The sequence below is a fragment of the Ensifer sp. CCNWLY38 genome, assembly GCF_037120565.1.
Lineage (GTDB): Bacteria > Pseudomonadota > Alphaproteobacteria > Rhizobiales > Rhizobiaceae > Ensifer > Ensifer adhaerens_H.
The window spans coordinates 61,398-74,990 of record NZ_JBBBBO010000022.1 but is presented as its reverse complement, the minus strand read 5'-3'; the positions used below and the strand labels follow the sequence as shown (position 1 = coordinate 74,990).

Here is a 13,593-nt window from a genome sequence, read left to right as displayed (position 1 = left end):
GTTCATGTCAATTCGGTCGAAGGTTTCAATTCCCGCGTCCGCCGCACAATTGCCGGCGTCTTTCATCATATCAGCCCACAGCACGCCGACCTGTATTTCCACGAGATCGGTTTCCGCTGGTCGCAGCGCATTGTGACTGGCCAGGCTGTGCGAAAAAGCCGAAATGGCAAGGAGCGCATGAAAACCCTTTGGTCACGAGTGCCGCCGGCGCTGCAATTGCTGCAAGTCTTTCGCGCCGCTACCGGCCGTCAACTGCGCAGAAGTCCGGATGGTGGCATCATCGTCAAATCAGCAGTCGCTGTCTTTGGTTGATAAAGGCCATGTATCGACTGGAATCTGCCGTGCTGGGAGCAGCATCCGGCTATGCAGCTCTATCGAATTCCGGGATCAACGTTGGCGATCGAGAGCTAGGATTGCCGTGTCCGGTGCGCGAGTAAAGGCAAGTGAATTCCTTGCCAAATTTTGCCAAGGAGGGTAACTTGGTTTCATGAGCACAATGAACATTTCCCTTCCGGACTATCTGAAGAGCTTCGTCGATGAACAAGTCGCCGGACGGGGCTATGGCACAAGCAGCGAATACATTCGCGAGTTGATCCGCCGAGATCAAGACCGCCTGACGTTGCGCAGCTTGTTGCTTGACGGTGCTTCCTCCGCACAGACTGCCCCGGCCGATGCAGATTACTTCACCGGGTTGCGCGATAGGGCTCGTGGTCGGCAGAGCAAGTGAAAACCAAGCCGGTTATTCCACGTGAGCTGGCACGTACAGATGCCGAAGCGGGCGTCGACTTTTATGTAGGCGAGGCGGGAGCGGATGTCGCCTTAGGATTCGTCGACGCTCTTCAAGCGGCTTACGATTTGATAGCGAGCCATCCAGAATCTGGATCCTTGCGGTATTCATACGAATTGGGATTGCCTGACTTGAGGAACGTCTGTCTGAAGAGATATCCCTATCTCGTTTTCTATCGCGTGCAGGTTGACCACGTCGACGTTTGGCGCGTGCTTCATGCGAAGCGGGATATCCCGCAATGGATGCAGAGACCGGATAGCCACTGATCTTTCGAAGACTCATCGTTGACGGTTGTCGGTGGCTAAGGTTCGACTCCCATCAAGGCGAGGGATATGATGGCGCCTGTTGCATACGTCATCGATACTGCCTTTCGGCCACTGCCTACGGAAAGGGGACAGTCTGTGTCCGAGCCCCGACCGGCCTCTGCGATCAGCCAATCGATGAAGTACGAGACTTCTTCCCGCTCGCGGTTCGCCTCTGGGCAAATGCAGTAGTAATTATGGATGGCAGGCACAGATATCGAGAAGGGTTGCACCAGCCGTCCTTCGTCCAGATCTCGTGCCGAATGATTTCGTCACTGAGCGCCACGCCAAAGCCGTCACGTGCCGCTTGGAGGACGTCGCCGCTTGTGAGAAGACCGGCTTTGTCGTTGTTAAGAGCTACCCGCGTCCTGACCTCGTTGTCGAAACTCATGAGGTTCGTGACGTCTGTGAAACCGAGTGTTCAAAGGTGAGGCGTGCGCTGTCGGGCAGTTGAGGCGCTGACCTTGCTCAATTCACCGCCGCCCTCATCAGGAGCTTTCGTCCACCCGCGCCGATAGGCTTCATCTGCGACTTAAGACCATATCTGGTCCCCGATTGATCGATCCACGAGATACACAGGTACACAGCAGCGAGGCAGAGCCCGCGCAAATCCTCATCCGTCATCTCGGCGACGTTCAAATCATCGTCCATGTCAGGTCTTCCTTTTTCGCTCCGGAGGCTAGGACGATCCCGAGCGGTCCGCTAGGAGCAAAAGTGCCCCAAGATCTCGGGTAGGGCGTCAAAAGAAATGGCCCCGTCGGGGTGACGAGGCCAGAGGCTACCTTCTGACTTCACTACGGGGACATTTGGTGAAGCCTGCCATGCGATCCCGAGCGGGGATGTTGGGACCACGACACACCAAAAACGCACGTTCGACGGAAAGGTTCCGCGATGAATAGGCTTCCTCGCCTGTTCCTCGGCCCTAGTGCCGCTAGGCCTCGGCAACCTCCCCGTATCTCGCCTCAATCGAACGTCCGCCCCGGGTTTCCCAGGGGCGGTGTTAAGCATGCGAGCGTTGCCGGCTAGTAGTTAAAATAGACGGTCACGCCTTGCCGCCGCTGGTAGCGGTAATAGTCTCGATAGCTGTATCGGTAATGATCACGATAGCCGTAATACCGGGAATAGCGGGGGTAGCACCGGCCGTAGTAATCGCAGGGACGGTGGGCGTACCGCCGTTTCCATTGGCGATCCGCGTGCTCATGACGATGTTTCCGGTGTCTTACCTGCTCGACATCGCCGGCCAGCACTTGTTCGGGTTTCGGCACAAAGATCGGCGCGGCGTTTAGCGGTAGCGCGAAGGATGTCGCTAGGACTACGGCTCCGAGGGTGGATAATAGCTTTTTCATTTGACGCATCCTCTCTAGGTCTCAGCTTGGTTCCTCAAGCCTGAATCTCAGATGAACCGTCGCGGCTCGACCGTTGCGGAACCTAGCGCTGAGGTGGACCCGAGAGCGCTGGGTTGCTTGGGGCTGGGGTCGCGCTCTGGGATCACTGGCGCCAACGGCGGCGGCTACCGGTACCGTTGGTGCTAAAGCAGCAATGGCGGGGCAATTCAGATTCGGCAATGCGGATAAGACCATTGCCCAGGCGCACCAGACCTAAGTCCGGGGCGTTTCTTCTTTCCCATCCACTCAAAGAAATGGCCCCGAAAGGCAACGACGGGGCCAAGAGTGTGCTGTGTAAACGGGCTCCGGGAGGAAGGGAACGGAGCCCGGTCGAATAACGCTCGGTTTGGAAAGTCGTACCGCAGCTTGAGGCTAAACCCGCCCCTATCGGAAGAGCGACAGCACGTTGGCGGCGCTTGTGTTGGCTATCTGCAGCGACTGTATCGCCAATTGCTCCTGTGCTTGAGTAGCTTTCAGGCGCGCCGATGCTTCGTTCATGTCAGCGTCGACAAGGCGCCCGACGCCTTTATCGATGCTCTCCATCAGAGCGCTGGTGAAGTCGGATTGCAGGTCGATGCGCATTTGCAGGGAGCCGAGCAGGCTCGCACTCGAAATCGCGCCCTTCAGCATGTATTCGATACCTTCGATGTACTCGTCGACAGTAAAGTCCGTGCCCATCACATCAACCTCGGCCAAGTCGAAGTCGAGCGTCCAGCGCGGCGTCGAGCGCACGTTTTCGACGGTAACTCTTGCAGCGCGATTGCCCGCCTCCGGGTAGATAGCCTGATCCGCTGAGAAGGTGAGCGTGGTACCGGATGCAGTCACCGCCAAGCCGCTGCCCGCGGAAGCGAATTCTATAACCGTCGCTAGGTCGGCTGCGTTACCGACCGTGCCGTCACTTGTGCCAAGCGCGGCATCCACCGTTGCGCGGTCTATGGTGTAGGTCTGCAATGTGCCAGGGCCGACTTGGACGTCAAAGTAGATCGCAGCGGTAGGCGAGACCGTAAACGGTTTGGTAAAACCGATACTCGCCTGGGGATACATATTGTCGTGGTTGCTTATTGGTGCGTTCTCCAGACCCAACGCAAAGCCTGCGGGGTGAACGCCGTTGAAGTCGGACACCACGTTTGAAATATCGATGCTGGACCCTGGTTCCCCGGACGTCTCAAGCGACCCGATCTCGAATTGACTTGATGAGGATGATCCACTGAACAACGTTTCATATGCGGTTGCGGGAACCGCGTTGTCCTGAAAGACCCGCTGCAGGACAGCACGCATTTGGGACGCGGTGTTAATTTTACCATCGGTCGTGCCGAGCGCGATGTCGATAACCGTCTTATCGATCCGCAAGCCGGTGAAAACCACGCCGGCGGAATGCGTGCCCGCATCGACTGTAAGGTCAAACTCGATATAGTCCGTCGATCCGAATGTCGCCGGTCCCGTGAAGGCATGGTTCTCGTGACCCTGATGGGCAACCGAGTTGATCCCCGTCCGCCGGAAGCCGCCAATGTCACCCACGCCGCCGATTTCCTTCTGCAGGATGCCGCCGCCTCCCGCATTGAGCATGCTCGTCAGTTTGAGATTTAGGTCCGTGGTGTTCAATTCGACGGATCCATCCGCTGCTCTGACGAAAGACGAGACCAAGGACGTGGTCAGTTCGGCGGTTTGCATGAGATGGGTCGCGGCGTCTGTACGCAGCCAGTTCACTCCGTTGAAGCTCGACGAGGCAATGACGCTCTCCGCTTGAGCGTTGAGTTGGTCGAGTTCCTTCTGGATCTTAGCTTTGTCAACGCCCGGTTCCGCTGCAGCGACTAGTCTTGCCTTGAACGCAGTCAAGACTTCGACGATGGAGTCGGTTCCCTCATAGGTAACGCCTACCTTCGCGGCTCCCAGGCCGAGTGCATCGGCAACGGCTGAGATAGCCTTGTGATCGGAACGCATCGTCGTAGCAATCGACCAATATGCAGCATTGTCGGCCGCGGTTTGGATGCGGAGACCGGAACTCACTTCATCCTGGGTGGAAGCAAGTGTTGCAGCGGTATTTCTCAAAATTTGGACGGCAGATATCGCTGCCGCGTTCGCATGAATGCTGGACATTATAGAGCCGTCGATTAGGGATTTGCGCCCGTCATGGGCGAGTAGATGCTTTTACTCAACCACAAATTTGGTTAACAGACTACTAATTTTGTAAGTGCGGGCGCAGACCGTAGCATATCGCCGAGAGTATTTCTTGGGGGTGACCGATACTGCGGGGGTGAATCTCACTCCTTTCCATCCAGAATAATCCGCAAAATCCGGATCATATCGGCCGCGTCGAGGAGCGCGGCCTTTACATGGTCATGGGTACGCCTTTCAATGCCCGCTGCTGTCGTCTGTAGGTCGATCACCGGATCCAATTCGGTCTTCCTCTCAGGGACGCCAACTTCGTCGCGCATCTCGCGGATCGTGACGACCGCGCGCTCGAGAAGCCGGCGCTTCTCGAAGTTGGTCGGGTGTTCGACCTGGTTGGCCGCCCAGACGAGCTCGGAGATGAAGGCGGTGGTGAGGGGACATGACGGGCAGCGTGCCTCGCTGCGGCGGGGCGTCAATATTCGCTAGGCAGCCCCTAGTGCCCCGTGCCTTCAGAGGCGATCTCTACGTATCAGCCGATCGACCATAGGTAATTTACAATCTCCCGCCGGATTGAGTCTCGGTCGCCGTACTTCTCGCAGATGCGGTTGAGCCCTTCGATCACGGCTTCCTGCTCCTCGTCGTCGCAAATCACGTACATATTGTGCCCCACAGCGTTGATGTGGCACCCAGCCTCGACCACGTCTGCCACGAATGCAGGAATTTCTTCTCCGTTCATCAGGTGCAACAGGGCCGCATTGCTCATGCTGAGGTTCCTTCTGCTTTCGGACCGCTAGTAAGGTTTGGGGCAAGGACAACGACGGAGAAGTCAGCCAAAATGGCAAGAGAGCAAAGGTGCTCGTCAGCGATCTGGATCAATGCGACGGCGACCTCATCGTCGGACCAGCCCGCCGCCGTACAGTAAGCGGCGAACGCGCCGAACGCCTCTTTGAGAGCTTCTTGGCATTCATCACTGCTCTGCTCGTATCTCGTTTGGCAGGTGGGAGGGGCAATTTTCGGTAAGTCTACCTGCATCGTAGTTTCCCCGAGCGATTGTTCTTTTGAGCCCCAGCCGAGCCATCTATGTGACCGTGGCGCTGAGGCGGTAACGCCTTTGGTTGAAAACAGAATATGCGGCGATTGGTTTCTGCCGCAATTGACCTCAGACCATTGGCGGGCCACCTAAGACTTGAGCCCTACAGCGAACGGGTACTCCCCAGCAGCTTCCTACCTCAACTTAGCTATTTGTAATTTCAAAAAGGATTACCTACCGCGCCGGGCCGATCACGAGGTCGTAAATGAAGAGGTTCTCGCGGTTCCGAGCCTAATCCAGCCGCGGGTTGACCCCAGAGCGCTACGTCGCTTGGGGCTGGGGCGCGCACTGGGGTCACTAGCGCCAAAGGTGCGGTTGACGCTCAACTAGGAATGGCAGCGTCAATCGGATTCGGCAACGCAGATAGGACCTTTGCCGGAGCGCGTCAGACCTAGGTCGGGGGTACGACCTCGACATGCTGACGCTGGTCACCACGCGCAACCGGGACTTTCCGCTCGCCGTGCTGGCGTCGTGACTTCGCTGTCCTCGCTGCGGTTCGCGCCTTGTCTCGGTGGTCTTCATCCCGCCGGCTGACGGACATCTGAGGAGAGGTGCCGGTTGAAAATGACCCCGTCGTTTTCGACGGCGCTTTAGCGCGCGTGCTAGGTCGGATCGACATTCAGGATTCCCAAATCATTTAATCGCTGATTCATAGGACACCGTGTTGAGCACGGAGACGTCCAGTGGCGGTGAAGCGATATGAGTTGAACGAGGCGCAGTGGTCGAGAATTGCGCCTTTGCTGCCGGGCAAGGCCAGCGATCCGGGTCGGACGGGTGCTGACAACCGGTTGTTCGTTAACGGGTGTTTGTGGGTGCTGCGCTCGGGCGCACACTGGCGGGACCTGCCGGAGCGCTATGGCAAGTGGAAGACGGTCCACCGCAGGTTCAGCCGCTGGTGCCACGCCGGTGTGTGGGAGCGGGTTTTCGACGCGCTGACGGCCGACCGGGACAATCAATACCTGATGATCGACAGTACCATCGTGCGTGCCCATCAACAGGCGGCGAGCGGAAAAGGGGGGCCAAGGATCAGGCGCTGGGGCGTTCCAGAGGCGGACTGACAACCAAGGTCCATATGCTGGCCGATGCACTCGGTCGCCCCCTGCGCTTTATCGTGACAGCCGGCCAAGTCGGCGACATCACACAAGCTCCCGCTCTTCTCGATGGACAGGCGGGAAAGGCCGTTCTTGCCGATAAAGCCTATGACAGCAATGCCTTGCGTGCCACGATCGCCGACATGGGGGCCGTCGCCATCATACCCTCAAACCGCACCCGCAAGATCATCATCTCCCATGATCCAATCGTCTATAAACATCGCAACCGCATCGAGCGATGTTTCAATCGGCTGAAGCATTTCCGCCGTTTCGCTACGCGCTACGAACGCCGAACCGTTCATTTCACCGGATTAATCCATCTCGCCGCGATCATGATCTGGATACGATGATTGTCGATCCGGCCTAGCCCTATGCGTCCGGCCGAGTAGAATCGGAATTCCGCTCCAGCCACATGGCACTCTCAAGAAGCGCGTCCTCGTCGCTCAATCCTTTGCGGAATTGATCAATGATATGCCGCGCTAATCGATCGGCGCGTTTTCCATAGCGCGGGATACTGCACCAGGTGCACACTCGATGGAACGTCCGCTGAAGCATATCGACCTCGTCCGGGTTAATCTGGTCGGCCAGTCCTCCCGCGACTTCTTGCATCGAAACCTCGGGGTTGCCGTAATAAAGAACATCAGCGTTCGCATCCGCCACGCACCTTCTGTCAAAGCCAATCTCGTATTTCAGAGCGCTGCTCTCGCGGATGCCTCGTTGGTAACAAGCGATCAGTCGTCTCGCGATCGCTTCTGCTGTCTCGCAATCGCGCGACAGGCCACGCTCGCGCAGGATATCTTGGAAGATCTGATCGATCTCGTTCATTTCGTGAGGGAGAAGCGCCATCGATCTGTGCAGGGAATGCATGCGCGACCTCCTTTCTCAGGGGGCGGCGCGAGGTTCCCTCCGCCGGAGCCCCGTAGTTCGAAAATCGAGTGTGAAGAAAAATAATATCGGCTCATCAATCCGACAAGATAGCCAGAATGGGTGATTGATGGCGCCGACGTTCGGCTGAAGAGGGATCGACAGATCCCACGTTAAAGCTGTCGTCGGCGAACGGTTGAAACCGTTTCGCCGACGACAGCGGTTTTGCCGCTTTCTCTGAAGAACCAAGCCGAGACCGACCTTTCTTTGCAGCGGCACACACAGAGGCGCAGTCGCCGCATTCACGGGCCGTACGGCGTGGATTGTCCGCTTACGTTCGCTACCCCGACGGCAGGACTTATGCCACCTTTAGGGCGGCAACCTGTGCATCTGCCTCCTCCAGCGAAGACCTTCGCTGTTCGGCACTCACGTTGACCCCGTCGGCAGCGATGACCTCAGGATTGGCGATGCCGATGAAAGCCAGCACGCTCTTCAGATAACTCAGCGTGTGCTCCAAGTTCTCAGCTGGTGAGCCTGGTCCGTAGAAGCCGCCCCGCGCCAACGTTATGATGACGCGCTTGTCGATCATCAAGCCTTCAGGTCCCTTTTCGGTGTAGCGGAACGTCTTGCCCGGGACCGCGATGCGATCAATCCACGCCTTCAGTTGGCTGGGCACGCTGAAATTATACTGGGCTACGCCGAGAACGACGGTGTCGGCCGCTAGAAACTCTTCCAGAACAGCTTGGCCAAGCGCAAGGTCGGCCTGAAGCGCGGCATCATGGCTCGCCTCCAAGCCTCCCCTGACCACGGCTACATAGTTGCCCGTAAGGTGCGGGATCGGCTGAGCTGCAAGGTCGCGATAAACCACGTCTACGCCAGGATTGAGATTTTTGAGGCGTGCGACCACAGCCGCCGAAAGCCCTCGGCTGACGGAGTTTCCGCCGAGAATACTGGAATCGAGATGCAGTAGGGATGGCATCGATGAACCTCACACATGGAATTAGCAGGAATGAAAATGAACGAGAAGGAAGTCTCGATCAACCTAAAAGAACTTAAAGGTCATTTCGACTAGACAGTCAATACGAAAGTTCACTGGTTCGGTTGGAAGTGGGCTCGCGCCAGCTTTTGACCGCCTCAACAGCGAGAGTTGTTGATGATATGGAAGATTTCAGTTGCGATACCGTCGGTGATCCGCAGCATCCGCCGCAGCGATTTCGCGGTCCCCCGTTTCAGAACGGCTTGGCCTGCTCGCATCCCTCGATCGAGTGGTGGCCGCTTCGCCGTGGGTGGGGCAAATCAAGACCAAGTACAATTGAACACAATAGTCAAACCGACTATATGATCATAACGAGCCACGGGATTTGCGGAGCAGGTTGGCGAATGGCAAAGATAAATTTGGAGCGCCGGGCGAAGATCGGGCGCGAAAGGCGGGCAAGGACGCACGCGCAAATCGTCGAAGCGGGGACGTTGTTGCTCGCGGAAGGGCCCGCCAAAACCCTCACGGTGGATGCTGTTGCAGAAGCAGCAGGCCTCGCCAAGGGCACCTTCTATTATCACTTCCAGAACATCGAGGAGTTGGTTTCTGAGGTAAGTGTACAACTCGGCCGGAGTTTCGACGACGTGCTGGCGCCAGCCCGGATCGAGATGAGAGACCCAATAGCGCGCCTGTCCTCCGCCTTCACGCAATCCCTGGAAAAAGCGATTTCAGACCCTGGCTGGGCGCGGTTGGTAGTTCAGACCTCGCTAACCCGGAGCGAGTTCGGCCGCAGTATTCGCGACAGTCTCAAAGACGAGATCGCTGAGGCGATTGCGCAAGGGCGTGTGACAGTGCAGGACCCACAATTGGTTGCCGACATCCTCGTTGGAATTTGGCTGCAGGTGACCCGTGGCACTATCGAGCGCGTCGCCCCACCCGAATTGTCCAGCCAGGCTCTGGAGGCGGCACTTCGGGCGATCGGTAGCGCCCGACCCAAGAGCCCGAGTCCTTGAGGGGTTCTGGCGACGTTTCCGTGTCGGCATGATAAGCATATCCATGCCAAGCGCCTAGTGAATCTGCCCTCTCAAACCACTCCGAATACGCGACGTTTGGTCCGCACCCACATGGGTTTAGTGCGTCGCGCTTCGCGCGGGGGCGTCCTGCGTGGGAGTGGCTGGTAAGCGCATAAGTACAGACCTGGCCTCTTGAGCATTGAGGCCGATCGCGCGCAGAATCGCGCTGATGGCCGCGTCACGGTCGATCGAGGACAGCCTTCCTTCGCCGAGCGCGCGTAAGATCTGGAGCATGATTCCGACGACAATCTCCAGTTTCAGCTCTGCAGACACTCCGTCATCCGGCAATGCCTTTGAGAACTGCTGCAGGTCTTCGAAGAGGCGGCGGCGGGCAACCTCGCCACCCTTCGGAGCTGCCGCCGCCAGTCTGGCGACAACGCTGGCCCATAGAGGGTCTTTGAGAGCCTTGTCGATGAATGAGTAGCACCCGAAGGCAATCTTTAGAACAGGGTCGGTGAGGGAGCCCCGGCCCGGCTGCAGCAGTTCGTCGAAGGACTGCACCAGCTCCTCCGCGACCGCTGCGGTCACTGCCTCCAGGCTGTCGAAATGAACGTAGAAGGTTCCCTTGGCAACGCCGGCCTCTTTGACCAAGTCATCCACTGTGACAGATTCCACCGCCTGCCTAGCAAACAGCGAATTGGCGGCAGCAACAAGCTGCGCCCGAGTTCTCGAGCGCTTTTCACGCCCGATTTCGGCGCGTCGGATCGGATCGATTTTGGCCACGGTACAGACAACCTCAAAACTTTTCATGCAAATAGGTCATATTGACCAGAATGTCCAGTTATCACTCCCAACCAGATGCGACGACCTTTCGAAGTCGCGGAGGGGGCAGCACCGGCTTGTTCTATGCGATCGTGCGGCCGCAGCCGTCGTAAAGCTACCGGCAAACCCAGTGCGCAAGAAAGTACCATCATCGAAGAACCCGTCCCGGCGCTAGTCTAGGCGAGGAGAGAGCTCCTACATCGTACAAAAGCGCAATTCTCATATTGACGTTAAGGTCGAATTGACGTAATAGTCAACTCGAAGGTCAAGTTCGAGTCATGCGTAGGCCTTCTCATCGGCAAACCCTTACAACCTCGAACCTTTCGAGCGGAGGCTTTCATGCGCCCGTCGTCCGGTCAGTTTCTTTGTGTCTATGTTGCTAGCCTTTATCTCTCTGGCAGTTGCGAAGTCCTCGGACTCGCAGTCGCGACCATGCTGACGCTGGTCTCCTCTGTCGCCTTCAACCACTTTCGAGGGACGGGCGAGCCGGCGACAGATCCGGGTCCACTCGCAGCGCCTGCTCTCGTACGGCTGCACTGAGGCGGAACAGCCATGCTGGAGACCCCAACCTCGCTCCTTGAGCGCTCTCTTCGATCGGATGCCCCAATGTACGCCGCGCCGAGTGAGAACAAGCACGATTATGTAGACAGGATGCTGCTTGCCGCGTTGCAGGAAACGCAAGTGACGGCGCGCTCCTATGACACCAAGGCGCAGATCGTTGGCGCCGGCTACATCCTGGCACTCAATCTGGTGCTGCATTTCGGCGATCTCCTGCCGACGCGTGCACCCCTTGGCCCGCTGTTCTTCGCCGTGGTCTGGGGTGTTGTCATTCTGCCAATCCTGCAGTTCGGGCAAGTGCTCTATCCGAGCCGAACCCGCGCAGAAAAGGACCTGCTCGGGAAAACGTCCGGTGCTTCCGATCAGCGCGTCTACTATGTCGAGCCCGACACATTTGCCGATCTCAAAGACTTCGTCCGAGAGGCCCTGAAGTCCGACTGGACTTCGGTGCTCGGCGCCGAGTTACTCAAAACATCTCGCGTCAGGATCATCAAACAGGTGCGCTTCCGGCGGGGTCTTATGATGGCCGTCGTGTCTTTCATCGTGCTCGGAGGCGAGCAGTTTATTCGGAGTCTCTCCATCCCCTGAACATACGGCAGCGGGGACGAACCGCCCCGCGTTCGAGTTCACACTGGAAAGTATCGGAGATTTCAATGCGCCTTTAGAGGCTACACAGAGATCGGCAAGAACCAACTGGGCTATGAACGCGGTAACAGTCCATTTAGGGCCAGGTCGAAATGCGCCTCGATGAAGGCAGGCCCATCGATCGGCTTTCGATCCGCAAACATCAGGCGCCACACGGCAACGTGAAGGATCGAACTGGCGACGACGTCGGGAAACTTTGCCGCAGCCCCGTCGAGGAATTCGCCCGATGCCACGCCTTCCTCGACGAGCGTGCGGACGGCCGCAATCAACGGAGCGATGAACTCGTCATGGTGTCGGTCCACAATGTCGGGGAAGCGCGTCCCCTCGGACAATGACAAGCGTAGGAGTTCTCTTGTTTTCCGATCGTCGGCGATCTTTTCGTATGCCAGAAGCAGAAGGGCCCGTAGCTGGTCCGCCGTCGAACCTTCGAGTGTGCCGACAGACGCCAACAGGTCCGCGAACGGGGTCGACATGTGGCGGAACATTTCCTCGAAGAGAACGTCCTTCGTCGGAAAATAGAGATAGACGGTGCCCTTCGTCACCCCGAGGCGGGCAGCAACGTCTTCCACTCGCGTAGCCGCATATCCCTTGACGGTAAATTCTTCGAACGCGGCCTCGAGGATCTCGTGAGGGCGCCTGGCTTTTTGTTCCGCCCGAGAGGTCTTCTTTTCGGTCTTTGTCATCGCGTTTCCATTTCCTGCTGGATTGGACCGGTTGTTCGAATCGCCTGGTTGCAAGCTGTCCTAGCAGGTTAGCCCGGTAATAGGCGGCTCGCCCTTCGGCAACCTGCCATTCCCGACTTGTCGAGCATAATTGACTAACCCGTTAGTCAGTGATACTAGCGCACTACTCTTTTGGTTGCAAACCGCTGTGGAGAAAAACATGCAGCCCTTTCGTTTGATTGGAATTGGTCTCGCCTGCGCCTATCTCGCCGCCTGCGAAGACAAAGCCGAAGTGGCCGCGCCACCGCAGCAGGTTCGGGCGGTTCGCGCGTCTGCGGCTGAGTATCAACCGGCCGCAGAGATCACCGGCGATGTCAAGGCACGGATCCAATCCGATCTGTCCTTCCGCGTCAGCGGCAGGGTTATCGAGCGTCTCGTCGATGTTGGATCGCATGTGCACGCCGGCGACGTCCTCGCTCGTCTAAACGATATCGAACAACGGGCCGATGTGGAGGTAGCCCGCGCTGGGCTTGAGTCGGCACAGGCGATCGTCAAGCAAAAGGCCCTGACGTTCGAACGGTATGACGCGCTGTTGCGCTCACGCTCGATCGCTCAGGCGACCTTCGATCAGGCTGACAAGGAACTGCGAACGGCACGAGCGTCACTGGATGCTGCGGTAGCGGCGTTGGCGACGGCCAAGGACGCATTGTCGCACACCGAGCTGAAGGCCGGCTCGGGGGGGATCATCACCGCGCGCGCGATCGAAGTCGGCCAGGTGGTTTCCGCGGCGCAACCTGCCTTCACTCTCGCCCATGACGGCCCCCGCGACGTCGTTTTCGACGTCTTCGAGGCTTTCTTTCTGGAAGGACGACCACTCGCGCAGGTCGATGTCGCACCGGTCGCGGATCGCGCGCTCGAGACTCAAGCGACAGTCAGGGAGATCGCTCCTTTCATCGACACGAGAACTGGAACGATCCGCATCAAGGTGGCGCTTCCGGAAGATGTGCAATGGCCGCTTGGCACGCCGGTTGTCGGTGAATTCCGTTCGCCGACACGCAAGGGGATTGTCCTGCCCGCCGGCGCGATCGCCTCCGCGATGGGCGAGCCCGCCGTGTGGCGCATCAACCCCATGAAGAACTCCGTCTCGCTGCAAAAGATCGAAGTCGCCAAGTACCGGCAAAGCGATCTGATCGTGGCCGACGGGATCGCACCGCAAGACCTGATCGTCACAGAGGGCGGAAAGTTCCTCAAGCAAGGCCAAGTGGTGGCCTGGGAGGGCAAGTAAG

The 13,593-nt window shown here is 58.1% G+C and carries 17 protein-coding genes; 7 read left to right on the top strand and 10 right to left on the bottom strand.

What is annotated here, in order from left to right; all coding sequences use genetic code 11:
* From V7S54_RS31575 to V7S54_RS31565, 3 genes are all read left to right on the top strand, one after another.
* A partial coding sequence (locus tag V7S54_RS31575; RefSeq protein ID WP_336557547.1) for a transposase occupies window positions 1-312 on the top strand: 312 nt, incomplete at its 5' end.
* Window positions 313-487: 175 nt separating this feature from the next.
* On the top strand, window positions 488-727 hold the full coding sequence (locus tag V7S54_RS31570) for a type II toxin-antitoxin system ParD family antitoxin (RefSeq protein WP_058321101.1): 240 nt from the start codon (window positions 488-490) through the stop codon (window positions 725-727).
* Window positions 724-1,053 (top strand): type II toxin-antitoxin system RelE/ParE family toxin, encoded by a 330-nt coding sequence (locus V7S54_RS31565; protein WP_336409805.1) that lies wholly within the window; start codon window positions 724-726, stop codon window positions 1,051-1,053. Before V7S54_RS31570 ends, V7S54_RS31565 begins: the two co-directional genes overlap by 4 nt.
* Before the next feature lie 504 nt (window positions 1,054-1,557).
* On the opposite strand, the gene V7S54_RS31560 is transcribed toward V7S54_RS31565, so the two are convergent.
* From V7S54_RS31560 to V7S54_RS31535, 6 genes are all read right to left on the bottom strand, one after another.
* Window positions 1,558-1,740 (bottom strand): hypothetical protein, encoded by a 183-nt coding sequence (locus tag V7S54_RS31560; RefSeq protein ID WP_065377183.1) that lies wholly within the window; start codon window positions 1,738-1,740, stop codon window positions 1,558-1,560.
* Window positions 1,741-2,111: 371 nt separating this feature from the next.
* Window positions 2,112-2,435, bottom strand: a complete 324-nt coding sequence (locus tag V7S54_RS31555) for a hypothetical protein (protein ID WP_083203859.1) — start codon at window positions 2,433-2,435, stop codon at window positions 2,112-2,114.
* A gap of 423 nt (window positions 2,436-2,858) precedes the next feature.
* The gene (locus V7S54_RS31550) at window positions 2,859-4,571 is read right to left on the bottom strand and encodes a flagellin N-terminal helical domain-containing protein (RefSeq protein ID WP_336409806.1); all 1,713 of its coding nucleotides are present in this window, start codon (window positions 4,569-4,571) and stop codon (window positions 2,859-2,861) included.
* A 164-nt stretch (window positions 4,572-4,735) separates the two neighbouring features.
* Window positions 4,736-5,062, bottom strand: coding sequence for a hypothetical protein (locus V7S54_RS31545; RefSeq protein ID WP_065377181.1), 327 nt, complete (start codon window positions 5,060-5,062; stop codon window positions 4,736-4,738).
* Between the two features lie 53 nt (window positions 5,063-5,115).
* Complete coding sequence (locus V7S54_RS31540; RefSeq protein WP_336409807.1) at window positions 5,116-5,349, bottom strand: hypothetical protein; 234 nt, start codon at window positions 5,347-5,349, stop codon at window positions 5,116-5,118.
* Complete coding sequence (locus V7S54_RS31535; RefSeq protein WP_336409808.1) at window positions 5,346-5,618, bottom strand: hypothetical protein; 273 nt, start codon at window positions 5,616-5,618, stop codon at window positions 5,346-5,348. The genes V7S54_RS31540 and V7S54_RS31535 overlap by 4 nt, the downstream gene beginning before the upstream one ends.
* 747 nt (window positions 5,619-6,365) lie before the next feature.
* Between V7S54_RS31535 and V7S54_RS31530 the strand changes: the two genes are divergently transcribed.
* Window positions 6,366-7,117 (top strand): IS5 family transposase gene (locus V7S54_RS31530; RefSeq protein ID WP_141679314.1). Its coding sequence is split into 2 segments (ribosomal slippage): window positions 6,366-6,696 and window positions 6,696-7,117, totalling 753 coding nucleotides; the frame shifts between segments, so codons are not numbered across the junction.
* Window positions 7,118-7,136: 19 nt separating this feature from the next.
* On the opposite strand, the gene V7S54_RS31525 is transcribed toward V7S54_RS31530, so the two are convergent.
* Together V7S54_RS31525 and V7S54_RS31520 are read right to left on the bottom strand one after the other, a co-directional pair.
* A complete protein-coding gene (locus V7S54_RS31525; RefSeq protein WP_065377178.1) occupies window positions 7,137-7,634 on the bottom strand; it encodes a hypothetical protein in 498 nt (165 codons plus the stop codon).
* Window positions 7,635-7,989: 355 nt separating this feature from the next.
* Window positions 7,990-8,610 (bottom strand): FMN-dependent NADH-azoreductase, encoded by a 621-nt coding sequence (locus V7S54_RS31520; RefSeq protein ID WP_065377177.1) that lies wholly within the window; start codon window positions 8,608-8,610, stop codon window positions 7,990-7,992.
* A 401-nt stretch (window positions 8,611-9,011) separates the two neighbouring features.
* Between V7S54_RS31520 and V7S54_RS31515 the strand changes: the two genes are divergently transcribed.
* Window positions 9,012-9,620 carry a TetR/AcrR family transcriptional regulator gene (locus V7S54_RS31515; RefSeq protein ID WP_336409809.1) on the top strand — a complete coding sequence of 203 codons (609 nt, stop codon included), beginning with the start codon at window positions 9,012-9,014 and terminating at the stop codon, window positions 9,618-9,620.
* A 117-nt stretch (window positions 9,621-9,737) separates the two neighbouring features.
* On the opposite strand, the gene V7S54_RS31510 is transcribed toward V7S54_RS31515, so the two are convergent.
* Window positions 9,738-10,430 (bottom strand): TetR/AcrR family transcriptional regulator, encoded by a 693-nt coding sequence (locus V7S54_RS31510; protein ID WP_336409810.1) that lies wholly within the window; start codon window positions 10,428-10,430, stop codon window positions 9,738-9,740.
* 618 nt (window positions 10,431-11,048) lie between these two features.
* Here V7S54_RS31510 and V7S54_RS31505 point away from each other — a divergent pair.
* Window positions 11,049-11,588 (top strand): hypothetical protein, encoded by a 540-nt coding sequence (locus V7S54_RS31505; protein WP_234793219.1) that lies wholly within the window; start codon window positions 11,049-11,051, stop codon window positions 11,586-11,588.
* 110 nt (window positions 11,589-11,698) lie between these two features.
* Here the strand turns inward: V7S54_RS31505 and V7S54_RS31500 are convergent, their stop codons facing one another.
* Window positions 11,699-12,328, bottom strand: a complete 630-nt coding sequence (locus V7S54_RS31500) for a TetR/AcrR family transcriptional regulator (protein WP_065377174.1) — start codon at window positions 12,326-12,328, stop codon at window positions 11,699-11,701.
* A 199-nt stretch (window positions 12,329-12,527) separates the two neighbouring features.
* On the opposite strand from V7S54_RS31500, the gene V7S54_RS31495 reads away from it, so the two are divergent.
* Window positions 12,528-13,592 carry an efflux RND transporter periplasmic adaptor subunit gene (locus tag V7S54_RS31495; protein WP_336409811.1) on the top strand — a complete coding sequence of 355 codons (1,065 nt, stop codon included), beginning with the start codon at window positions 12,528-12,530 and terminating at the stop codon, window positions 13,590-13,592.
* Window position 13,593 lies beyond the last annotated feature (1 nt).